Genomic DNA, 23,223 nt, shown 5'->3' on the forward strand with positions numbered 1-23,223 from the left:
GAAGGCTGGTTTCTCGGTTAGCATCGCTTTTCGGCCCATCATGCAGTCCATCGAGCGTCACTGGACGAGGCTGAGCGGTGTTGGGGTAAATTGGATGGGTTGATGATTTAATTTATTGATTTGTTTGAAGATGATTGGATTTTGATGGATGTTTTTAGAGAATAATCTGTCAGACATGACCGAATCCGTTTCCCCGCCACGCTCCCGTTCCACCCGCTCGTCGGCCCGTTCGCGCTCCCGCTCGGCTGCTGCCGCAGGCAGCACGTCCGCAAGAGCGACGACACGATCCGGCGCCGCACCGGCCGGCGACGCGCCGCGCGACGAACGGACGCTCGACCTGTTCGGCGATCCGGTGCTGGAGCCGGGCGAGCGCATGCCGGTTGCGGCGCGCGATGAAGCGACCGTGGAAGCCGATGCGACGACCGGTGCCGACGACGGGCGACAAGCCACGCTCGACGGTTTCATCCCGCCTGCGGATGCGGCAACGCAAGCGGAAACCGAAGGGACGGCGGCGACGGCTGGGGAGACTGCAGCCGTTCCGACGCCTGAAGGCGATATGACCGCGAACGTCGACGGCGCATCCGCAGCAGGTCTTGCAACGAAGGCAACCGAATTGCCCGCGGGCGATGGCGGGGTAACGCCGATCGATGCACCCGCGGCCGACGGCGCCGCGAGTGCGGAGACGAAGCGGCAAGCCGCCGATGGCGCCGCGGCGCAGGCGGCCGAATCGCAAGCGGCAGATGGCGAAGTCGCGCCACCTGTCGTCGAGGCGGCGGTCGTCAAATCCCGAGAAGGGAAATCTTCGGGCGACGCCGCGAAGGAGCGCCGCGCGTCGTCGAGCGGCAAGCGCCGGGCGGCTGCCGGGGCCAACGAAGCAACGGCGACGCAAACCGCACCGGTTGCGACGAGCGTCGATTCGAAGCCGGAAACGGTTGAATCGGCCCCGCCGCCCGTCGCCGCCGCGCTGCTCGAGCCGCAGACGCCGGCACAACCGGCACAGCCGGCACAGCCGACACAGCCGACACAGCCGGCACAGCCGGCACAGCCGGCACGTCCGCCCGGGCCGGCGATCGCCCCGCATTCCGCGAAGCCTCACGACACGGCCCGGCAGCCGGACGCTTCGCCGCCGATTGCGCAGCCGGTGACTTCCGCCGCGTCCTTCGTGACTCGGCCATCGTCGGAGCGTACGCAGCCGGCCGCGCCAGCCTTCGATCCGGACACGCACCTGCGCCCGCTGACCGACCGGATCGCCGCGTTGCAGTCCGACGTAGACGGCTTGACGCGCTCGGCCGATCGCGAGATGCGCCGCGTCAACCGCTTGCTGCTCGCGCTGGCCGTCGTCGTGCTGGCGGGGCTCGTCGCGCTGGTGCTGCAAACGCGGCAGATCGCGCACCTGAAGCAGGACGTGGCCGCCAAGCAGCAACGGATCGATCGCCTCGCGGCCGATCTGTCGACGCAGCAGGCCACGCTGATGACGCTCGAGGAGCACCACGAAGCGCTCCTGTCGCAAGTCGACCGGCTTCAGCGCAACGCGAACCGCGACGCGGCCGTCGCGAAGCGGGGGCGTCGCCCGCGCTGAACGTTTCGACCCTATCCTGAGAACGTGATGGAGCAAGGATCGCCGTTCCGCAGCGGCGGGCGGCTGTCGCACGCGTGCGGCAAACCGATGCAGCCCACTGGCAGAATTTAGGGAAAACCCTTAGAATGGTGATCGTCTAAGGGAAAACCCTAGCCCTATCTGTCAGGAGTCTCACATGAGCTTCATTTTCGCCCTGGTGCAAAAAATCGACGACCTGTTCGTGTCCCCGCACCTGCCGCTCGACGCCGAATACTCGTACGCCGCACGTCACGCCGAGGCCGAGCGCGTGCGCCGTGCGAACCTGGTGCCGATCGTTCTGTATCGTCGCTGATCCGCTGATCCGCTGATCCGCTGATCCGCTGATCCGCTGATCCGCTGATCCGCTGATTCGGCGCGGCGTCCGCCGCACCTACCTGCCTGCCCGTTTCCCACCGCCGCATCGCGCGCCGGTGCGCCCGTCCCGCTACACTGGAAGTTCGATTCCGTTCACGGCGACCGGGCCATGTTGCAGATGCGGCCGATGACGGCCGGCGAATTCCACGCGTACCGCGCGCGAGCCATCGACGGCTACGCGAGCGATCTCGTTTCCTCCGGGCAAAACGCTGTCGAAGACGCGGCCGATCGTGCGCGCGCCTGTTTCGACACGCTGCTGCCGGACGGCCTGCTGACCGCCGGCCAGACCCTCGTCACGCTCATCGACGGCGCCAGCGGCGATCCGGTGGGCGACCTCTGGTACGCGATCGTCCCCGAAGGGCCGAACCGCACACTGTTCATCTACGACCTCGACATCGTCCCGTCCCGGCGTCGCCAGGGCTGGGCCACGCGCGCGCTCGATGCGCTCGACGCCGAGGCACGCCGGTACGGCGTCACCGAGATCGGATTGTCGGTGTTCAACCACAACGCGGCGGCGCGTGCGCTGTATCGCGCGTGCGGCTTCGCGCCGATCACCACGACGTTGATCAAACCGGTCGTATCGGACTGAATCCGCCGGCTCGCGACGCGTCGTGACGGGCTGCCGGTCCCACACGCCGTGTAGCCGACCAACGTCGGCACGCTTCCCGACTGTTCCTGTCGGTCGAACGTCGAGCCGCCGACCGACCTGTTCGCTCATCCGGCATTCACCGCCTGCCGCATCAACGCGCGCGGCCTTTCCATCTCCGCAGCAGCAACGCGTTGGTCACGACGCTGACGCTGGAAAACGCCATCGCCGCGCCCGCGATCACCGGGTTCAGCAACCCGAGCGCCGCGAGCGGCACGCCGACCAGGTTGTACACGAACGCCCAGAACAGGTTCTGCTGGATCTTGCGGTACGTGCGTTTGGAGATGTCGATCGCGTCGGCGACGAGGGCCGGGTCGCCGCGCATCAGCGTGATGCCGGCCGTGTGCATCGCGACGTCCGTGCCCGTCGCCATCGCGATGCCGATGTCCGCCGCGGCAAGCGCCGGCGCGTCGTTGATCCCGTCGCCGACCATCGCGACGATCCCGCCGTGCGTGCGCTTCAGCTCGGCGACGACGCGCGCCTTGTCGTCGGGCAATACCTGCGCGTGCACTTCGCCGATGCCGAGCGCCGCCGCGACGGCCGCCGCGCTGCCGCGGTTGTCGCCCGTCACGAGCGCGCTCGCGACGCCGCGCGCCGACAACGCCGCGATCGCGTCGCGGGCGCCCGGCTTCACGGTGTCGCCGAATGCGATCAGCGCGAGCACCGCGCGCGGCGCATCGGCACGCATCAGCCACGAGATCGTGTTGCCGGCGCCCTCGAGTTCCGCCGCACGGGCGTCGAGCGCCGGCGGTACCGCGATGTCGAGTTCGTCGCGCCAGCGCGTGCTGCCGAGCGCGAGCCGCTGCCCGCCGACGTGCGCTTCCACGCCGCGTCCGGCCACCGCGCGCGCGTCGGTCGCGACGACCGACTCGGCGGCGCCGCCCTGTGCGGCCACGTCCGCGTCATGCGCGGCGACCACCGCACGCGCGAGCGGATGATCGCTCTGGCGCTGCACGGCCGCCGCGAGCGCGAGCGCTTCGTCGCGCGGCACGCCGACGGCGTCGAACGCCGTCACGGACGGTTTGCCTTCGGTCAGCGTGCCGGTCTTGTCGAACGCGATCACGGTCGTACGCTGCGCGAGCTCGAGCGCCTGCGCGTCCTTGATCAGCACGCCGTGCCGGGCTGCGACGCCCGTGCCGGCCATGATCGCGGCGGGCGTCGCGAGACCGAGCGCACACGGGCACGCGATCACGAGCACCGCGACCGCGTTGAGGATCGCGGTCTCCATCCCGGCGCCGGCGATCAGCCAGCCGACCAGCGTCAGCACGGCGATGCCGAGGATCGCCGGCACGAACACCTCGCTGACGCGATCGACGAGCCGCTGGATCGGCGCCTTCTCGGCCTGCGCGGATTCGACGAGGCGGATGATGCGCGCGAGCGTCGTTTCCGCGCCGATCGCGGTGGTTTCGACGACGAGCGCGCCTTCGCCGTTGATCGAGCCGGCCGTGACGGCGTCGCCGTCGTCCTTCGGCACGGGCAGGCTTTCGCCGGTGATCAGCGATTCGTCGATGTGCGAGCGACCCGACACGATCCGCCCGTCGACGGGCACGCGCTCGCCGGGCCGAATCCCGACGTGCGTGCCGACGCGCACCTGCGACAGCGGCACGTCGCGTTCGACGCCGTGCTCGACGACGCGCGCGCGGTCGGGGCGCAGCGCGTTCAGCGCGCGGATCGCCTCGGTGGTCTGGCGCTTCGCGCGCGATTCGAGCCATTTGCCGAAGCGCACGAGCGTGACGATGACGGCCGACGCTTCGAAATACAGATGGCCGGGATGCGCGGGATCGCGCAGCAGCATCCACAGGCTCAGCCCGTAGGCGGCCGACGTGCCGAGCGCGACGAGCAGGTCCATGTTGCCGGTGCGCGCCTTCACCGCATGCCAGGCCGCGCGGTAGAAGCGCGCGCCGAAGCCGAACTGCACGATCGACGCGAGCACGAGCTGGAGCCACCCGGGCAGCATCAGGTCGATGCCGAACGGTGCGGCGAGCATCGGCGCGACGAGCGGCGCGCTCAGCACGGCAGCCGCGATCACCAGGTTGCGTTCGCGGATCGCTTCGCGGCGCTTGCGTGCGTCGGGGTCGTGCGCGGGGCTGGCCGATCGTAAGTCGGCGCCGGTCGTTTCGGCTGCGGGTGAGGCGGCGGGAAGCGACGCACGGTAGCCGGCCGTGGCGACTGCCGCGATCAACGTGGCGGGATCGAGTGCGCCGGCGCCGTGTACCGACGCACGTTCGGTCGCGAGATTGACCGTCGCGCGCGCGACGCCCGGCACGGCGGCCAGCGCTTTTTCGACGCGGCCGGCGCAGGACGCGCAGGTCATGCCGCCGATGTCGAGTTCGATGTCGGCGGCAGCGGACGTGACGGCAGGCGTGGCGACGGCAGCCGGTGTCGCGTCATAGCCAGCCTGTTTCACCGCGTCGGCAAGCTGCGCGGCGGAGACGTCGGCCGACGCGTCGACCGTCGCGCGTTCGGTCGCGAGGTTGACCGATGCGCGCGTGACGCCCGGCACCTTGGCGAGCGCCTTTTCGACGCGCGACACGCAGGACGCGCAAGTCATACCGTCGATGTCGAGTTCGATGCTTGCGGGCGCGGTTGCGGTTGCGGCTGCGGCTGCGGCGGGCAAGGCAGTGGCAGCGGCCGGGACGGCGGTATCCGACGTCGTCGGCGTTGCGCCATAGCCGGCCTGCTTCACGGCATCCGCCAGTTGCGCGGCGGACACGCCTGCCGACGCATCGACCGTCGCGCGTTCGGTCGCGAGGTTGACCGATGCGCGCGTGACGCCCGGCACCTTCGCGAGCGCCTTCTCGACGCGCGACACGCAGGACGCGCAAGTCATACCGTCGATGTCGAGTTCGATGCTTGCGGCGGCAGCCGGCGCCTCCGGCGTCGCGGGGAGGGGCGCGTGCGCCGAATGCGCGGCCGCGACGGCTTCGACCGCCGCTTCGCGCACCGCTGCGCGGTAGCCGGCCTCGCGGACGGCGTCGACGAGCCGACCGGGTTCGACCGTTTCCTGCGCGGTGACGGTTGCCGCCTGCGCATCGAGATCGACCGCCACGCCGACGACGCCCGGCACGGCGGCCAGCGCGCGCTGCACGCGGCCGGTGCAGCCGCCGCAATGCATGCCGTCGACGCTCAGTTCGATCGTGTGCAGCGCCGCGGAGGCAAGTGGTTCAGTCATGTCGGATTCCCCAAAGGCGCGGTTCGTGCCGCGAATGGTTCCAGTATCAACATTCCCATGATGGTAAGGTCAAGCGCCGGCGACGATGCGTCGCATGTCGATGCACACAGATTGTCACAATGCGGAAAAGGCGATCGCCCGGCTTCCAGACGGACAGCCGGCGCGCGCCGAGGCGCCAGGCTTGGCGCTCGCGAGGCGTTGACGGGTTGATGCTCCTGGTGCAGTTCCGGATTTTTGCCGAATCCCGTGGACTATTTCGGATTTTTTAACGGTTCGGCTAGCGTTCTACCCGTTATTCGGCATATTGGGGGATGCCCTTAGGCGCTATGATACCGGCCTGACATCAGCGCCCACCGTTACGAATCGTAGCGAAACGGTCATCCGGGCACGCTGGGGTGCCTTGTTTTCGCCGTTCGCGAGACGAACAGGGCGTTGACTGAAAAGAATGATATTCGGCCAGTAATCGATGATTGAAAACCAGCGAGAATCAGTTTCTCTGCGACGCGCGTGCGCGTCGCTGGCCATTGCGGCGTTGCTTGCGGGATGCGCGTCGCAACCGGACGCGATCCAGCGGAAAACCGGCTGGATGCGTGCGGAAGTCGCCGACTCCTATATCTATGCGTATCCGCTCGTGCTGATGGACGTCGCGAAGGAAGCGGCGACGGGCGGCGACGGCGCGCAACCGGGGCAGGCCCCGCTCAACACGCTGCGCCACGCGCAGGCGCTGCCGCCCGTCGGCGCGGTCAATCCGCCGCTGCCGGGCGTCGACACGCTCGACTCGACCGGCTGGCTCGACGTCGCCGCCGAACCCGTGATCGTCACGCTGCCCGACACGCGCGGCCGCTACTGGGACGCGCGCGCGCTCGACATGTGGACGAACGTGCTGTGGTCGTCGTCGAGCGTTGCGGCGCGCGGCGCCCGTGGCGCCGGACGGCCGCAAACGATTGCCTTCGCCGCCAGGGACTGGCAGGGCACGCTGCCGAAGGGCGTGCTGCGCGTCGACGTGCCGTCCGCCAATGCGTGGCTCGAAGTGCGGCTGCAGACGAGCGGCGGGCGCGACCTGACGAACGTGAAGAAGCTGCAGCGCGCGATCCGCGTGGTGCCGCTGTCGGTCTACACGGGCGCCGAGCGCGGCGCGTCGGTCGCGGTCCATGCGGGCAGCGCGCCGTCCGAAGCGGTGGGCGGCGGCACGCCGGCCGAGCAGGTTGCCGCGCTCGACCCGAAGGCGTTCTTCACGCGCTTCGCGCAGGCGCTGCAGGACAATCCGGCGCCAGCCGACGACGCGCACGCCCAGGAATCGCTCGCCGACATCGGCGTGAAGGCCGGCTACCCGGTGCTGTGGACGGGCGACCGTCTCACGGCCGCGACGGCCGGTATCGCCGAGGCGCGCGCGCGGCTCGCGACGCCGCCGTCGAACCTGCTGAACGCGAACGGCTGGAACTGGATCGGCGACACGGCCGGCAAGTACGGCCAGGACTACGCACTGCGCGCGTACGCAGCCTACACGCAGTTCGGCACCGCGACGCGCGACGACGAGACGCTCGCGATCACCCGCGTCGACAGCGACGGCCATCCGCTGAACGGCGCGAACCGTTACGTGCTGCATTTCGCGCCGGGCGCACTGCCGCCGGTACGCGCGTTCTGGACGCTCACGCCGTACACGACCAACGGCGCGCTGCCCGACGTCGGCTCGGCGCGTCGCTCGCTCGGCGATCGCGACCGGCTGCGCCGCAACCGCGACGGCTCGATCGACATCGTCGTGTCCGCGTCGCCGGGCGGCACGCATGCGGCCAACTGGCTGCCGGCGCCGCGTACCGATTTCGCGCTCGCGTTGCGCCTGTACGCGCCGAAGCCGCAGGCGAGCGACGGGTCGTGGATGCCGCCCGTCGTCGTCCGGAAATGAACGGTTGACCGCCGCCGTTGTCCGACCGGCGGGCGCGGCGGCGGCGCCCGACCTCCGTACCGTCACTTCCTGAGCCTATACTTTCGGGATAGCGTGCGCGGCCGCCCGGTTTTCCGGTGCGGTCCGTCGTCCATTTCCGAGACATTCAAGCATGGCAAGCGCAGACAAAGAAACCGTACCCTCGACCCTCCATGCCCTCGGTGGCGTTGCACGCTCGCGCCGGACCCGGCGTATCGGCATCGGCGTGCTGATCTTCGTCGTTTTATTCGGACTGCTCGGCTTCTTCGCGGCGCCGCCGCTGATCCGCCATGTCGCCGAACAGCAACTGAGCAAGCAGCTCGACCGTCCGGCCACGATCCAGCGCATCGCACTGAACCCGTACACGCTGAACCTCGAAGCCGACGGCATCCACCTCGGCGAGCGCGGCGGCCAGGGCGACTTCATCGACATCGGCAAGCTCGTCGTGAGGCCGTCGTGGTCGTCGCTGTTCCGGGGCGCGCCGATCGTCAACGAAATCCGGCTCGATTCGCCGCGCTTTCATATCGTCCGTTACGATGCGCAGCGCTTCAACTTCACCGACCTGATCGAGAAGTTCTCGTCGCCGTCGCCGCAACCCGACAGCAAGCCGACGCAGTTCTCGGTGTCGAACATCCAGGTCAACGACGGCCGGATCGACTTCGACGATCGCCTGCTGAACGAAAAGCACGTCGTCGACAACTGGACGCTCGGCATTCCGTACATCGCGACGCTGGCCTCGAAGACCGACATCTTCGTCGAGCCGAAGCTGCGCGCGCGCTTCGACGGCAGCCCGCTTTCGATCGACGGCAAGACCAAGCCGTTCGCGCAGTCGCGCGAATCGGAGATCGCGCTGAAGTTCGACCGCCTCGACGTGCCGAAGCTGATCTCGTACGTGCCGGCGAAGCTGCCGGTGGTCGTGACGAGCGGCCTGCTGAGCAGCGACCTCACGGTCAATTTCGTGATGAGCGGCGAGACGCCCGCGCTGCGCGTGTCGGGCACCGTCGACCTGAACGACGCGAAGGTGACCGACCGCGCGTCGGCGCCGCTGTTCGCCGCGCGCGGCGTGCACGTCGCGGCGGCCGGCCTCGAGCCGCTGCGCAACGCGATGCACTTCGACGAGATCCGGATCGACCAGCCGGTGGTCGACCTGTCGCGCGACAAGCAGGGCGTGCTGAACGTCGAGAAGCTCGCCGCGCAGCCGGCCGCCGCACCGAAGGCCGAAGCCGGCAAACCGGCCGCGTCGGCCGTCGCCGTTTCCGGCGCGGCCGGCGCCACCGTCGCCGCGGCCAGCGGCGCGACCGTCGCCGCGGCCAGCGGTGCCAGCGCCGCGAAGGCCGAAGGCAGCGCCGCCGCGAAGGCAGCGCCGCCGCTCGACCTGACGATCCGTCGTTTCGCGATCGACGGCGGCACGATCAACGTCGACGACCGCGTGCCGGCGACGCCGACCGCGATGTCGCTGACGAAGCTCGCCGCGACGCTCGACGGCTTTTCGCTGCAGGGCAAGACCCCCGCGAAATACACGCTGTCGACGTCGCTGTCGCGCGGCGGCGACGTGACGGCCGAAGGCGCGTTCAATCTCGCCGCGAAGCAGGCCGACACGAAGCTGACGGTCGCCGCGCTCGCGCTGCCGGCGCTGCAGCCGTACCTGGGCGAGGCGACGCGCGCGCGCGTGCTCGACGGCACGCTCGGCGCGACCGTCAACGCGAAGACCGACTGGGGCAAGACGCCGCTCGCCGCGGAAGTCGCGGACAGCACGATCAGCCTGAAGTCGCTGAAAGTCGCCGCGCCGAACGACAAGGCGCCCGCGATCGCGCTGCCCGACGCGAGCGCGAAGATCGCGAAGGTCGACGTCGCCGCGCGCACCGCGGAGATCGCGAGCGTCGACGCGAGCGGGCTCGCGCTCGACGTGAAGCGCCTGAAGGACGGCAAGATCGACCTCGCGGCGCTGGCCGAACCCGCGCAGGCGGCGGTGCCGCAGCGCACGGTCGCGCGCAAGGCCCAGGCCGCCGCGCCGTCGTGGCACTACCGGATCGATGCGCTGAACGTGAAGGACGCGTCCGCGAACTTCACCGACCTGTCGACGCCGCGTCCGGTGAAGCTGGCGATCAAGCCGCTGGAGCTGTCGGTGCAGAAGGTGAGCGACGACCTGACGAAGCCGCTGCCCGTGCAACTGAAGGCGACGCTGAACCGCAAGGGCTCGCTGAACGTGTCGGGCGACGTGACCGCGCAGCCGCTGAAGGTCGGCCTGAAGATCAACGGCAACCGCCTCGATGCGACCGCGTTCGAGCCGTACTTCGGCAGCGCGCTGAACGCGACGATCGCGAGCGCGCTGCTCAACGCGCAAGGCAACCTGACGTTCGCGCAGGTGAAGGACACGCCGCGCGCGACCTATCGCGGCGACGTCGCGCTGGTCGACGTGCGGATGCTCGACAAGGCGACCTCCGACCCGTTCGCCGGCTGGCGCTCGCTCGCGCTGTCGAACCTGAAGGCGAACTACGACGAGAAGGGCACCGACGTCGACGCCGCGCGCGTGACGTTCTCGAACTTCTACGGCCGCGTGCTGCTCGACGCGCAGGGGCGGCTGAACCTGAAGGACGTGGTCGCGAAGGAGACCGGCCCCGCGCAGTCGCTCACGCGCGACGCGAGCAAGGGCGAGCCGGTGCCGCTGTCGCCGGGCGTGACGCCGCCGGCCGCCGCGCAGGCCGCCTCGGCCGCGGCTGCGCAACAGGCGTCCGTGCCGGCCGCCGCGTCGGCGACGGTGGTCGTGAAGGCCGCGCCGCAGCCGCAGAACCCGGTGCGGATGCATTTCGGCGAACTGGTGCTGCAGAACGGCCGCGTCACGTACACGGACAACTTCATCAAGCCGAACTACACGGCGAACCTCGTCGCGATCAAGGGCACGGTCGGCGCGTTCGGCACGGATTCGACGACGTCCGCACCGGTCGACGTCGCCGCGAACCTCGCGGGCAACGGGCCGATCTCGATCAAGGGCTCGGTGAACCCGCTGATCGAGAAACCAGCGCTCGACCTCACCGCGACCGCGCACGACATCGAGCTGACCAACCTGACGCCATATTCGGCGAAGTACGCGGGCTACCCGATCACGAAGGGCAAGCTCAACGTCGATCTGCACTACCAGCTCGCGAACGACCAGCTGTCGGCGAACAACCACATCTTCATCGATCAGCTCACGTTCGGCGATCGTGTCGAGAACGACACCGCGACGAAGCTGCCGGTGAAGCTCGCGATCTCGCTGCTGAAGAACACGCGCGGCCAGATCGACGTGAACCTGCCGGTGTCGGGATCGCTGTCGAATCCGGAGTTCAGCGTCGGCGGGCTGATCTGGCACGCGGTGTTGAACCTGATCGCGAAGGCGGTCACGTCGCCGTTCACGCTGCTCGCGAATGCGTTCGGCGGCAGCGGCGGCGAGGATCTCGGCTACGTGGAGTTCGCGCCGGGCTCGTACGCGTTGACCGACGCGCAGCAGAAGAAGCTCGACACCGTCGTGAAGATGCTCACCGAGAAGCCGTCGATCCGCCTCGACCTGATCGGCCGCGTCGACCCGGCGCAGGACACGCCGGGGCTGCGCGACGCGTACGTCGAGCGGTTGGTGCGTCAGCAGAAGCTGAAGGACGTGGTCGGTCAGGGCGAGAGCGTCGATCCGATGTCGGTGAAAGTCGACAAGGCCGAATACTCGAAGTACCTGACGCGCGCGTACAAGGCCGCCGACTTCAAGAAGCCGCGCAACCTCGTCGGCCTGCAGAAGACGTTGCCCGATGCGGACATGAAGCAGGCGCTCGCCGATCACGCGCCGGCCGACGACAACGCGCTGCGTGCGCTCGCGCAGCAGCGCGCGCAGGTCGTGCGCCAGTATCTCGACGGCAAGATCGACTCGAGCCGCATGTTCGTCGTCGCGCCGAAGCTCGACGCGAAGGGCATCTCGGACAAGGGCGCGACGACTCGCGTCGACTTCGGGCTGCAGTAAGCGTCGCCGCCATCCGCCGCCGCGCCCGCCCCGCCGGGCGCGGCGGTTTTGTCAGCGCCCGGCGATCGCCGGTTCGCGCTTGTCCAGCTCCTTCCTCGCGGCCAGCGGCAGACGCGCGTCGTCCCACTGCGTCAGCCATTCGACTTCCTTCGCGGTGAACACCTGGCCGTAGTTGCGCAACGCGTACTGCAGCGCGTCGACGACGTGATGGCGAATGATTTCGGGGGTACGTGCATCGTCCAGCACGAACCGGAGAGCTTCCAGGGTTGACATAGTCGTGCTCCGGGTCAGGGAAAACCCTTTATCACACGCCAATAGTCGCGGGCCAAGCCGAAAAAAAATCCGGCCGCGCGGGCCGGCGCACGCGATGGCCGCGTATTGCGACGGCTTCGTGTCATTTGCGATTGGTTACGTTTGACAGAGAACAGAAAGCCCCGCTTCATCCGACCGCCGCACGATCCGGCGATATTTTGCGCGCCTGACGGCAAGTCGCGTAGTTCAACATCAATCGGTGAGGTGGGGTGATGATTTCCAGGTTCATCAAGCAACGGAAAATGGCGGTGATGGTGGCGGGTGCGCTGGCGCTCGCCAGCGCGGGCGCGCATGCGGCGCAACAGGACGGCAACGCTCAAGGCGAGAGCAACGGGCGGACGAGCCGCGTCGTGAAGCACGTGCTGCTGCTGAGCATCGACGGTCTGCACGAACAGGATCTCGCGCGCTGCATCGGTGCGAATACGTGCCCGAACATCGCGGTGCTCGCGAAGAGCGGCGTGACGTACGCGAATGCGTACACGCCGGGCCTGTCGGATTCGTTCCCGGGCCTCGCCGCGCTCGTGACGGGCGGCTCGCCGAAGACGGCCGGCCTGTTCTACGACGTGTCGTACGACCGCAACCTGTACGCGCCGAGCGACACGACGTGCTCGGGCAAGCAGGGCTGGAACGTCGTGTTCGACGAGACGACCGGCATCGATGCGTTCAACGGCGGCGCGCTCGTGCACCTCGACGGCGGCGGCGCGTTCAATCCGCAGGCGATCCCGCATGCGAAGGTCAACGGCCAGTGCGTGCCGGTCTACCCGCACAACTACGTGAAGACCAACACCGTGTTCGAGGCCGTGAAGGCCGGCGTGCCGAATGCGCGCACCGCATGGGCCGACAAGCACGCGTGGGGGTACGACTGGCTGAACGGCCCGTCGGGCACCGGCGTCGACGATCTGATGCGCACCGAGATCAATTCGATCGACCCGACGACCAACACCGACTATACGGACGTCTACTCGCACACCGCGCGCTTCGACAACCTGCACGTGCAGGCGCTGATCAACCAGATCGGCGGCCGCGATTCGACCGGCACGAAGAACGCGCCGGTGCCGACGCTGTTCGGCGCGAACTTCCAGACGCTGAGCGTCGCGCAGAAGGCGCCGGTCGCGAAGGGCGGCGGCTATCTCGACGCCGACTTCACGCCGAACGGGCAGGTCGCGAACGCGATCACGTACGTCGACGACGCGATCGGCCATGTCGTCGCGGCGCTGAAGCAGGCCAACCTGTACACGTCGACGGCCGTGATCGTCACGTCGAAGCACGGCCAGTCGCCGACCGATCACACGAAGCTCGTGAAGAACGGCGACACGCTGACGAAGCTGCTCGAAGCGAACAACTTCATCGACCCGAACGGCAACTTCGGCCAGAACAACACGGCGACGGGCAACCTGAACGACGGTTCGGGCCTGGTCGGCACGGGCTTCGTGCAGACCGACGACGTCGGGCTGATCTGGCTGCGCGATCGCAGCCAGCGCACGGCGGTCGTCCAGACGCTGAAGGCGAATCTCGGCTGCAACGCGCCGGGGATCTGCGCGGACGGCCCGCAGGCGTACGTGTTGTACGGCGCGGCGCTCGCCGACCGCTTCGGCGATCCGGCCAACGGCCGCACGCCGGACATCGTCGTCCAGCCGAATCCGGGCGTGATCTACACGTCGAGCACGAAGAAGGACGAGGAGCACGGCGGCAACGCGCCGGACGACAGCCACCTCGGCCTGCTCGTGTCGTATCCGGGCCTGCATCGTGCGCGCACGGTGAACGATCTCGTCGGCACGAAGCAGGTCGCGCCGACGATCCTCGCGCTGCTCGGCGCCGACCCGCGCCTGCTGCAGGCGGTCGTGGCCGAGAATACGCGCGTGCTGCCGGGGCTCGGTATCGAGCGTTGAGCGCCGGGAACGGCGGCGCGCCCGCGGCATGACGCGGGCGCTGCGGAAGAGAAGTGCGATGAACGCGGCGCCTGGCGGATCGAGGCGCCGCGATGCCGGTGCATGGCTTGAATTCGGGCGCATGCACCGGCATATTCGTCGCGCATCACCCGTTCAACGACGTACCGAGAGGATCGTTCATGCGCCTTCTGCTTGCCCTGCTGCTCCCGTGGTTCCAGTTCTTCACGATCGGCCGCCCGATCGCCGGGATCATCTGTCTGCTCCTCCAAGTCACGATCATCGGCTGGCTGCCGGCCGCGATCTGGTCGGTGTATGCGCTGAGCCAGTACAAGACCGATCGCAAGATCGAGGCGGCGTTGCGCGGGCGGGGGTAGACGCGCAGTGTGCGGTTGATCGATTCAGCGGCGCGGTTCGTATTTTGGTAGAAATCTATCTGTTTTACTCACATCCGCGATGTGATTTGTATAGATTTCTGCCTGAATGGCGGATTCGTGAGTGGTTCGGCCTGATGCCGTCTCCGCAGGAGCGGATGCACGATGCGTCGCTTGATGCATCTGGCCAAAGCTGCGGCCCGACGACAAAACGGCCGCCCGGGCCATCGTTCGACCCGGGGCGGCCGCTTCGCCTACTTCACCGCAAACAGCGTGAGATTCATGAAGATCTTGAAAGCATAGCCGAGCGTGACGGCGCCGATCACGCCGCCCGCCCACAGAACGACGAACCACATCCAGCCGCGCATCCGCGGCCGCGGCGCCGCAGGCGGGCGATCGGCGGAATCAGTGGTGGTAGTAATGCTGGTCTTCATGGCGCACCTTGCCTCGGAATACCCAGTAACCCATCGTCGTGTAGGCGATGATGATCGGGAGGATAACCGCTGCGCCGACCAGCGTGAAGGTCTGGCTCGAACGCGGCGCCGCCGCTTCCCAGATCGTCATCGTCTGGGGAATCGCATACGGGAACAGCGTGACGAGCAGACCGACGTAGCCGAGCAGCACCAGCGCCAGCGCGAGCACGAACGGCGTCATGTCGTGCCGGTCGCGTACCGCGCGACGCATCCACACCGCGCACGCGGCCACCAGGAACGGCACCGGCAGCAGGCGCCAGAACAGGCCCGAATCGAACCAGCGCTGCGCGATGGCCGGATCCTGCAGCGGCGTCCACAGGCTGACGATCGCGATGAAGCCGAGCAGTACGACGGTCAGCGGCCACACGACGCGATGCAGGCGCCGCTGCAGGTCGCCTTCCGTCTTCGCGACGAGCCAGCAGCAGCCGAGCAGCGCGTACGTGACGATCAGGCCGAGGCCCGTCAGCAGGCTGAACGGCGTGAGCCAGTCGAATGCGCCGCCGGCGTACACGCCGTCCTTCACGTCGATGCCCTGCAGGAACGCGCCGAGCGCGATCCCCTGGAACAGCGTCGCGCCGGCCGAGCCGCCGATGAACGCGAGATCCCACAGCTGCTTCGTGCGCCGCGCCTTCGCGCGGATCTCGAACGACACGCCGCGGAAGATCAGGCACACCAGCATGAAGATCAGCGGCAGGTACAGCGCCGACAGCACCGTCGAATAGACGATCGGAAATACCGCGAACAGCCCGGCGCCGCCGAGCACGAGCCAGGTCTCGTTGCCGTCCCACACGGGCGCGACCGTGTTCATCATCAGGTCGCGCTCCCGCTCGTCCGGGAAGAACGGGAAGACGATGCCGATGCCGAGGTCGAAGCCGTCGAGTACGACGTACATGAAGAGCCCCAATGCGATGATCGCGGCCCAGATTACGGTGACGTCCATAGGTTTTTCTCGTATGCGAAAGGGTGGGCTCAGACGGTCTCGATCAGCTCGTCGACGGCCGACATCGGGCGGCGCGCGGTGTGATCGGGGCGCGTGTCCGGCAGGTCGTGCGTCGCGTCGTGCTCGACGGCGGGCAGCGCGGGGCCGGCCTTCATCAGCTTCAGCATGTAGTACACGCCGGTGCCGAACACGAGGAAGTACACGATCACGAACGTCATCATCGACAGGCTGACCTGCTGCACCGACAGCGGCGACACGGCCTGCGCGGTGCGCATCACGCCATACACGACCCACGGCTGGCGGCCGGCTTCGGTCGTCACCCAGCCCGCGAGCAGCGACACGAAACCGGTCGGACCCATCGCGAGCGCGAAGCGCTGGAACCCCTTCGATTCGTACAGGCGGCCGCGGCGGCGCAGCAGCCATGCGAGCGCGGCGAGGCCGATCATCGCGAAGCCGAGGCCGACCATGATCCGGAAGCTCCAGAACACGACTGTCGAATTCGGGCGGTCTTGCGGCGGGAAGTCCTTCAGCCCGCGGATCTCGCCGTCCCAGCTGTGCGTGAGGATCAGGCTGCCGAGGTGCGGCACCTTCACCGCGTAGCGGGTCGTCTCCGCCTTCATGTCGGGGATGCCGAACAGGTTGAGCGGCGTGCCGCCCTTTTCGGTTTCCCACAGCCCTTCGATCGCGGCGATCTTCGCGGGCTGGTGCTTCAGCGTGTTGATGCCGTGCTGGTCGCCGATCACGGCTTGCAGCGGCGCGAGCACCAGCAGCAGCCACAGCGCCATCGAGAACATCTTCTTCACGCCCTTGTCGCGGCGGCCCTTCAGCAGATGCCACGCGCCCGTCGCGGCCACCACCAGCGCGGCGACGATGAACGCGGCGATCGCCATGTGGAACAGGCGGTACGGGAACGACGGGTTGAAGACGATCGCGAACCAGTCGGTCGGCACGACGCGGCCGTCGACGATCTCGAAGCCCTGCGGCGTCTGCATCCAGCTGTTCGACGCGAGAATCCAGAACGTCGAGATCAGCGTGCCGATCGCGACCATCAGCGTCGCGCCGAAGTGCGCGCGCGGGCTCACGCGGTTCCAGCCGAACAGCATGATGCCGAGGAAGCCGGCTTCGAGGAAGAACGCGGTCATGACCTCGTACATCAGCAGCGGGCCGGTGACGGCGCCGGCGAAGCTCGAGAAGCCGGACCAGTTGGTGCCGAACTGATAGCTCATCACGACGCCGGACACGACGCCCATCCCGAACGCGACCGCGAAGATCTTCGACCAGAACAGACAGAGCGTCTTGTAGTACTGCTTGCCGGTCTTCAGCCAGCGATATTCGAGCACGGCGATGAAGCTGGCGAGGCCGATGCTCAGCGCCGGAAAGACGATGTGAAAGGAGACGGTGAACGCGAATTGCAGGCGGGCCAGATCGAGGGCCGAAAGTGCGGTGTCCATACCAGTTGACCGAGGCTTGACGATACCCGCCGGCGGGTGCCGGCGGACCCCGGCGGACAGCGTCGGGGTTGGCTGGAGTATGGGTCGCGATGTTGCACCGCGAAATGCGCCAACTCGTCGCAGATGTCCAGCCCGTCGCGCGCGATTTCCGGATAAATCGTTGATTCGTATCAAGAAGGTCGTTCGCGGCGCGCGTGGCCGCGGCGTGGCGGTCTGACGCACGTGCGTCAATATGGCGCGTCGCGTCATCGGAACGGTTTTGCGCGGACGACAACCGTGTGCCGGGACGGCGATCGGTTTCGATGCGTTAAACGCGTAACGCGCGCGTCCGAACGGGCGGGGCGTCCGTCACACGGGTAACGTCGCGCAACATTCGCGCGCCCGCTCGTAATGGAAACCGGATCGCGTGCGGCGTAGCGTTCGGGATGTCCGGTTCGGATCGACGAACCGGCCTGCCGGAGAACGTGACGTGAATGGATTGAAGCTCGCGCTGGGCGCGGCGGCCGCGGTGGCGGTCGCGACGGGCGGCGTGGCGCATGCCGCCCGGGTCGGGGTCTATATCGGCCCCGGCTACCCGTACTACGCCCCCGTCGTACCTGCGCCGTACTACTACCCGCCGCCCGTCGTCGCGGTGCCGGTCGCTCCGCCGCCGCCGCCCGAGTATGTCGAGAAGGGGCAGCCGCAGGACGACGGCGACGCGAGCCTCTGGTACTACTGCGACGCGTCGAAGCATTACTACCCGTATGTGAAGACCTGCAAGTCGGGCTGGCGCGCGGTGCCGGCGCGGCCGCAGTGACGGAGGCGCGACGATGAAGACCGTAATTCGACCGCTGCGCGTGCCGGTCGCGCTGGCGCTGGCCGCGCTGCTCGGCGCATGCGCATACATGCCGACCGGCCCGAGCGTGATGGCGCTGCCGGGTACCGGCAAGTCGTTCGACCAGTTCCGCGCGGATGACGGCAGTTGCCGCCAGTATGCGTTCCAGCAATCGGGCGGCGTGAGCGCCGGGCAGGCGTCGACCGCGAGCGCGGTCGGCAGCGCCGCCGTCGGCACCGCGCTCGGCGCGGCGGCCGGCGCCGCATTCAACGGCGGCACCGGCGCGGCGGTCGGCGCGGGCGCAGGGCTGCTCGCGGGCAGCGTCGTCGGCGCGGGTGCCGCGCAGGGCTCGGCCTACGATGTCCAGCGCCGCTACGACTACGCGTATCTGCAGTGCATGTATGCGACCGGCAACCGCGTGCCGGTGCCGGGCGGCATGAGCGGCGGTAGCGGCGGCGGGTATGGCGGGGGCGGATACGGCACGACGGCGCCGCGCGCGGTGCCGCCGATGCCGCCGGCGGGCGTCCAGCCGCCGCCGCGATATTGATCCGCGCGATCGCGTGCCTCGATCGGCACGCGCTGCGTGAATTGCGTACACTCTGAGTCTCGTTTTCGGCAGGGCCGGACGCAGGGATGCCGGCTCGTTTACTCAGGGCACAGCGATGATCGATTTACGCAGCGATACCGTGACACGTCCGAGCCAGGCGATGCTGGCTGCAATGACCGCCGCCGAAACCGGCGACGACGTCTGGGGCGACGACCCGACCGTGCTGCGCCTGCAGGCGGTGACGGCCGAGCGCGCCGGCAAGGAGGCCGGCCTGTTCTTCCCGAGCGGCACGCAGAGCAACCTGGCCGCGCTGATGTCGCATTGCGAGCGCGGCGACGAGTACATCGTCGGCCAGCTCGCGCACACCTACAAGTACGAGGGCGGCGGCGCGGCCGTGCTCGGCAGCATCCAGCCGCAGCCGATCGAGAACGCGCCGGACGGCACGCTGCCGCTCGCGAAGATCGCCGCGGCGATCAAGCCGCTCGACAATCACTTTGCCCGCACGCGGCTGCTCGCGCTCGAAAACACGATCGGCGGCCAGGTCTTGCCGGAAGGCTATGTGCAGGAAGCCGTCGCGTTCGCGCGCAGCCGCGGGCTGTCCACGCACCTCGACGGCGCGCGCGTATGCAATGCGGCCGTCGCATCGGGTCGCCCGATCGCCGAGCTGTGCGCGCCGTTCGACACCGTGTCGATCTGCTTCTCGAAAGGGCTCGGTGCGCCGGTCGGCTCGGTGCTGGTCGGCAGCCGTGCGCTGATCGAGCGCGCGCAGCGCTGGCGCAAGGTGCTGGGCGGCGGGATGCGCCAGTCGGGCATTCTCGCGGCGGCGTGCCTGTATGCGCTCGATCACAACGTCGAGCGGCTTGCGGACGATCACGCGAATGCCGCGCATCTCGCGGCCGGCCTCGCGCGCATCGACGCGGTGAAGGTGCTGTCGCATGCGACGAACATGGTGTTCGCGCAATTCCCCGAAGCCGATTGCGCGCCGCTCGAGGCGTGGCTCAAGGCGCGCGGGATCCTCACGCAGATGCTGTATGCGTCGCGCTTCGTCACGCATTGCGACGTGTCGCGCGCGGACATCGACACGTTCGTCGGCGCGGTCGGCGCGTATTTCGCGCAGCGTCGCGCGTGAAGCGGAACGCGCCGGCCGGCGACGGGCCGGCGCGGCGTCGTACGACATGACGTCACGCACGAGGGGGTGACGCGGCGCGTGGTCGATCGATCGTTGCCGTGCCGGCGGGTCACGCTTGCCGCGGCATGTCGGCGGGCGGTGTGCCGTCGTGAAATAGCGATTTCAGCTGCGTGCGCAGTTCGGCGCTGTCGGTGTGCTGGTGGACCGAGACCGCATGTTGCACGGCGGCCTCCAGCAGTTCGTTGTCGGAGTCGGCGCAGATTGCGACCGAGCAATGCGTCGCGCTGGGAAACTCGCGGCAATCGATATAGCGGCGGGACATGATGTTCTCCTCACACGAAAGGGAACGGCCGGACCTGGATGGTCGGCCGCGCGGCGCGTTCGCGAGGCCGATGGAAAAAGTATAGGCGGCGCGGCCGACTTTCCTGTCGCCGTGCATCCCGCGCCGGCAACGTCGATCGTCCGCGCCAGCGCGTTACGGCAACGGCGCGAGCAGCCGGCGCGCCGCTTCGACGACCCGCGCGGATAGCGACGCCATCGTCGGCGACTGCACGGTCCACGCGTGCCAGTACAGCGTGACGTCGGTCGGATGCGCGGGCGCGAGATCGACGAGCCCCTGCGCATCGAGCGGCGCGGCGCCGATCAGCGGCTCCGGCACCATCGCGTAGCCGAGCCCGTGCCGCACCGCGGCGAAGTGCGAATGGGTGCCCGGCACGTAGTGGCACGGGTACGCGCCTTCGGGCAAGCCGAACTTCTCCTTCAGAAACGACGATTGCAGCGTGTCGCGCCGCGAATACGCGACGACGGGCGCGTGGCGCGCGCTCGTGCGGTTCAGGCCGCGCGGGAACCAGCGACCGGCGAACGCGGCCGCGGCGAGCAGCCGGTAGCGCATCGTGCCGAGCGGCGTCGCGATGCAGCCGCGCATCGGCTTCGGCTCGGTCGTCACGCAGCCGACCGCCATCCCGCTTTCGAGCAGCGCGAACGTGTGATCCTGATCCTCGACGATCAGCTCGAACAGGATCCGCTCGCCCGCGAGCACGGACGTCAGCGCGGGCAGGAACCACGTGCCGAGACTGTCGGCATTCAGCGCGATCGTCACCGAGATCGGCGATTCGCGCTCGGCCGCGAGCATGCTCTGCAGGTCGGCCTGCAGCAGCGCGACGCGGCGCAGGTGCTGCAGCACGCGCTGCCCGGCGACGGTCGGGCGGCACGGCCGCGTGCGCAGCACGAGCGGCGTGCCGAGGCTCGCCTCCAGCGCGCGGACCCGCTGCGTGACGGCGGACGCGGTCACGTGCAGGCGCACGGCCGCCTGCTCGAAGCTGCCGGTGTCGGCGACGGCCAGCAGCGCGGCGGCCTGCTTCGGATCGATCGTCATCGACATGTCGGGGGCATTCCTGTGATCGGAGACGAGAACAGGCCGTAGTGTAAGGCAGCGTGCGCGGCGGCCCCGGTGCCGCGCAGCGTCCCGCCGTGCGCGATTCGTCGACGGAATCGGTTGCCGCGCAGGGCGATGCCGGCGGCGCGGGCATTTTGATCTACGCTGTGTGAATGTGCGAACCGCGGTGGCCGATGCCGCTCGCGCAGTGGCGATATCGTCACGCCGACGCCGACGCCGACGCCGACGCCGACGCCCGGCGACGCCATGCAGCATGCCGATTCGACTACACCCACTGAAGCACCCGCAACGGAGCACCAGCGCCATGATCTTCCGGCAACTTTTCGACCCGCAATCGTCGACGTACACGTATCTGCTCGCCGACGGCGCATCGCGCGAGGCGCTGCTGATCGATCCCGTGTTCGAGCAGGTGCGCCGCGACGCGGCGCTGCTCGACGAACTCGGGCTGCGGCTCGTCGCGACCGTCGACACGCACGTGCATGCCGATCACGTGACGGGCGCGTGGCTCCTGAAGCAGCACACGGGCAGCGCGATCGCGATCTCGGCGGCGAGCGGCGCGCAGGGCGCCGACCGCTACCTGAACGACGGCGACCGCTGCATGTTCGGCTCGCGCTACCTGACCGTGCGCGCGACGCCCGGCCACACGAGCGGGTGCATCAGCCTCGTGCTCGACGACGAATCGATGGCATTCACCGGCGATTGCCTGCTGATCCGCGGCACCGGCCGCACCGACTTCCAGCAGGGCGACCCGCGCGCGCTGTATCGCGCGGTGCACGGCCGGCTCTTCACGCTGCCGGCCGCGTGCCTGCTGTATCCGGCGCACGATTATCGCGGGCTCACGGTGACGAGCGTCGGCGAGGAGCGGCGCTTCAACCCGCGCCTCGGCGGCGATCTCAGCGAAGACGATTTCGCCGGCTACATGCGCAACCTCGGGCTCGCGCACCCGCGCCAGATCGACGTCGCGGTGCCGGCGAATCTCCAGTGCGGCGTCGCCGCGAACGCGCCCGATGCGCGGGCGGCGGCCGACTGGGCGCCGCTCGTCTATACGTTCGCCGGTTTCTGGGAAATCGATCCGCAATGGCTCGAGGATCATCTGCCGGCCGTGCAGGTCGTCGACGTGCGCGAACCGGACGAATTCGCGGGCCCGCTCGGCCATCTGCCCGGCGCGATGCCGATCCCGCTCGGCGAACTGGCCGCGCGCACCGGCGAGATCGCGCGCGAGCGGCCGGTCGTGACCGTGTGCCGGGCCGGCGGGCGCTCCGCGCAGGCGACGGTGATCCTGAAGAAGGCCGGCTTCGACGCGGTCGCGAATCTCGGCGGCGGGATGCTGCGCTGGCGTGCCGAAGGGCGTGTCGTGACGGATGGCCGCTCGTAGGCCCCGGCAGTCCCTCGAAAAAAATTCCGGATCGATGTCGAAACGGCCGGGCGCCGTTCGTCGTCAAGGTATCCGATCATGTGGCGCCGCATGACGCGGCGCCGAAACCCGAGAGACCGTCCATGATGCCGACGCTTTACGCCCATCCCTTTTCGTCTTACTGCCAGAAAGTGCTGACCGCGCTGTACGAGAACGGCACGCCGTTCGACTATCGCGTGCTCGCGCACGACGATCCGAAGCCGATGCAGGAGCTCGCCGCGCTGTGGCCGCTGAAGCGTTTCCCGGTGCTCGTCGACGCGGGCCGCACGGTGATCGAGGCGTCGATCATCATCGAGTATCTCGGCCTGCACCATCCGGGCCCCGTGCGCCTGCTGCCCGACGATCCGCGCGCGGCGCTCGAGGTGCGGACGATGGATCGCTTCTTCGACAACTACGTGGCGACGCCGCAGCAGAAGGTCGTGTTCGATGCGCTGCGGCCGGAAGCCGAACGCGATGCGCGTGGGGTGGCCGATGCGCGCGCGATGCTCGACACGTCGTATGCGTGGCTCGACAAGACGATGGCCGATCGCGAATGGGCGGCCGGCGACCGCTTCAGCCTCGCCGATTGCGGCGCGGCGCCGTTCCTGTTCTACGCGGACTGGACGCACCGGATCGACCCGGCGTTCGCGAACGTGATCGCGTACCGCAAGCGTCTGCTCGCGCGGCCGTCGTTCGCGCGCGCGGTCGACGAGGCACGACCGTATCGTTCGTTCTTTCCGCTCGGCGCGCCCGATCGCGACTGACGGGCGCGGCCGTCGCACCGCGTGCCGCGGCCGCGCATGGCCGGCAGC

At 68.8% G+C, this 23,223-nt stretch carries 19 protein-coding genes; 12 read left to right on the forward strand and 7 right to left on the reverse strand.

Going from position 1 to position 23,223, the window contains the following annotated elements:
- Window positions 1-175 precede the first annotated feature (175 nt).
- From WS96_RS18110 to WS96_RS18115, 3 genes are all read left to right on the forward strand, one after another.
- Window positions 176-1,579: a hypothetical protein gene (locus WS96_RS18110; protein WP_059834281.1), complete on the forward strand. Its 1,404-nt coding sequence runs from the start codon at window positions 176-178 to the stop codon at window positions 1,577-1,579.
- Window positions 1,580-1,754: 175 nt separating this feature from the next.
- Window positions 1,755-1,910 carry a hypothetical protein gene (locus WS96_RS34075; RefSeq protein ID WP_179949953.1) on the forward strand — a complete coding sequence of 52 codons (156 nt, stop codon included), beginning with the start codon at window positions 1,755-1,757 and terminating at the stop codon, window positions 1,908-1,910.
- A gap of 171 nt (window positions 1,911-2,081) precedes the next feature.
- Window positions 2,082-2,561 (forward strand): GNAT family N-acetyltransferase, encoded by a 480-nt coding sequence (locus WS96_RS18115; RefSeq protein WP_059834283.1) that lies wholly within the window; start codon window positions 2,082-2,084, stop codon window positions 2,559-2,561.
- A 151-nt stretch (window positions 2,562-2,712) separates the two neighbouring features.
- Here WS96_RS18115 and WS96_RS18120 read toward each other — a convergent pair whose 3' ends face one another.
- Window positions 2,713-5,790 (reverse strand): heavy metal translocating P-type ATPase, encoded by a 3,078-nt coding sequence (locus tag WS96_RS18120; protein WP_082720292.1) that lies wholly within the window; start codon window positions 5,788-5,790, stop codon window positions 2,713-2,715.
- A gap of 466 nt (window positions 5,791-6,256) precedes the next feature.
- Between WS96_RS18120 and WS96_RS18125 the strand changes: the two genes are divergently transcribed.
- Complete coding sequence (locus WS96_RS18125; protein ID WP_059834286.1) at window positions 6,257-7,693, forward strand: DUF1254 domain-containing protein; 1,437 nt, start codon at window positions 6,257-6,259, stop codon at window positions 7,691-7,693.
- A gap of 151 nt (window positions 7,694-7,844) precedes the next feature.
- A complete protein-coding gene (locus tag WS96_RS18130) occupies window positions 7,845-11,696 on the forward strand; it encodes a DUF748 domain-containing protein (RefSeq protein WP_059834288.1) in 3,852 nt (1,283 codons plus the stop codon).
- Window positions 11,697-11,747: 51 nt separating this feature from the next.
- Here the strand turns inward: WS96_RS18130 and WS96_RS18135 are convergent, their stop codons facing one another.
- Window positions 11,748-11,969 (reverse strand): hypothetical protein, encoded by a 222-nt coding sequence (locus WS96_RS18135; protein WP_011548933.1) that lies wholly within the window; start codon window positions 11,967-11,969, stop codon window positions 11,748-11,750.
- Window positions 11,970-12,220: 251 nt separating this feature from the next.
- On the opposite strand from WS96_RS18135, the gene WS96_RS18140 reads away from it, so the two are divergent.
- Both WS96_RS18140 and WS96_RS18145 read left to right on the forward strand, forming a co-directional pair.
- The gene (locus WS96_RS18140; RefSeq protein ID WP_059834290.1) at window positions 12,221-13,897 is read left to right on the forward strand and encodes an alkaline phosphatase family protein; all 1,677 of its coding nucleotides are present in this window, start codon (window positions 12,221-12,223) and stop codon (window positions 13,895-13,897) included.
- Window positions 13,898-14,076: 179 nt separating this feature from the next.
- The gene (locus WS96_RS18145) at window positions 14,077-14,271 is read left to right on the forward strand and encodes a YqaE/Pmp3 family membrane protein (RefSeq protein WP_059834539.1); all 195 of its coding nucleotides are present in this window, start codon (window positions 14,077-14,079) and stop codon (window positions 14,269-14,271) included.
- A gap of 251 nt (window positions 14,272-14,522) precedes the next feature.
- Here WS96_RS18145 and WS96_RS18150 read toward each other — a convergent pair whose 3' ends face one another.
- The 3 genes from WS96_RS18150 to WS96_RS18160 are packed head-to-tail and all read right to left on the reverse strand — an operon-like array spanning window position 14,523 to window position 17,132.
- Entirely contained in the window at window positions 14,523-14,702 is a 180-nt protein-coding gene (locus tag WS96_RS18150) for a hypothetical protein (protein ID WP_059499473.1), read from the reverse strand.
- Window positions 14,674-15,681, reverse strand: a complete 1,008-nt coding sequence (gene cydB / locus WS96_RS18155; RefSeq protein WP_059834292.1) for a cytochrome d ubiquinol oxidase subunit II — start codon at window positions 15,679-15,681, stop codon at window positions 14,674-14,676. The genes WS96_RS18150 and cydB overlap by 29 nt, the downstream gene beginning before the upstream one ends.
- 29 nt (window positions 15,682-15,710) lie before the next feature.
- Window positions 15,711-17,132, reverse strand: coding sequence for a cytochrome ubiquinol oxidase subunit I (locus WS96_RS18160; RefSeq protein WP_059499471.1), 1,422 nt, complete (start codon window positions 17,130-17,132; stop codon window positions 15,711-15,713).
- A gap of 469 nt (window positions 17,133-17,601) precedes the next feature.
- Between WS96_RS18160 and WS96_RS18165 the strand changes: the two genes are divergently transcribed.
- The 3 genes from WS96_RS18165 (at window position 17,602) to ltaE (ending at window position 19,622) form a co-directional block, all read left to right on the forward strand.
- Window positions 17,602-17,928, forward strand: a complete 327-nt coding sequence (locus tag WS96_RS18165) for a hypothetical protein (protein WP_059834294.1) — start codon at window positions 17,602-17,604, stop codon at window positions 17,926-17,928.
- 13 nt (window positions 17,929-17,941) lie between these two features.
- Window positions 17,942-18,493, forward strand: coding sequence for a YMGG-like glycine zipper-containing protein (locus WS96_RS18170; RefSeq protein WP_059834296.1), 552 nt, complete (start codon window positions 17,942-17,944; stop codon window positions 18,491-18,493).
- Between the two features lie 115 nt (window positions 18,494-18,608).
- Entirely contained in the window at window positions 18,609-19,622 is a 1,014-nt protein-coding gene (gene ltaE / locus WS96_RS18175) for a low-specificity L-threonine aldolase (RefSeq protein ID WP_059834297.1), read from the forward strand.
- Between the two features lie 109 nt (window positions 19,623-19,731).
- Here ltaE and WS96_RS18180 read toward each other — a convergent pair whose 3' ends face one another.
- Both WS96_RS18180 and WS96_RS18185 read right to left on the reverse strand, forming a co-directional pair.
- Window positions 19,732-19,944 (reverse strand): DUF1059 domain-containing protein, encoded by a 213-nt coding sequence (locus WS96_RS18180; RefSeq protein ID WP_059834300.1) that lies wholly within the window; start codon window positions 19,942-19,944, stop codon window positions 19,732-19,734.
- A 153-nt stretch (window positions 19,945-20,097) separates the two neighbouring features.
- Complete coding sequence (locus WS96_RS18185; RefSeq protein WP_059821927.1) at window positions 20,098-21,003, reverse strand: HTH-type transcriptional regulator ArgP; 906 nt, start codon at window positions 21,001-21,003, stop codon at window positions 20,098-20,100.
- A gap of 319 nt (window positions 21,004-21,322) precedes the next feature.
- Here WS96_RS18185 and WS96_RS18190 point away from each other — a divergent pair, with 319 nt between their 5' ends.
- Together WS96_RS18190 and WS96_RS18195 are read left to right on the forward strand one after the other, a co-directional pair.
- Complete coding sequence (locus tag WS96_RS18190; RefSeq protein ID WP_059834302.1) at window positions 21,323-22,393, forward strand: MBL fold metallo-hydrolase; 1,071 nt, start codon at window positions 21,323-21,325, stop codon at window positions 22,391-22,393.
- A gap of 122 nt (window positions 22,394-22,515) precedes the next feature.
- On the forward strand, window positions 22,516-23,175 hold the full coding sequence (locus WS96_RS18195) for a glutathione S-transferase family protein (RefSeq protein WP_059780097.1): 660 nt from the start codon (window positions 22,516-22,518) through the stop codon (window positions 23,173-23,175).
- The last annotated feature ends 48 nt before the right edge of the window (window positions 23,176-23,223 follow it).

Source organism: Burkholderia sp. MSMB1835, from assembly GCF_001526365.1.
Classification (GTDB): domain Bacteria; phylum Pseudomonadota; class Gammaproteobacteria; order Burkholderiales; family Burkholderiaceae; genus Burkholderia.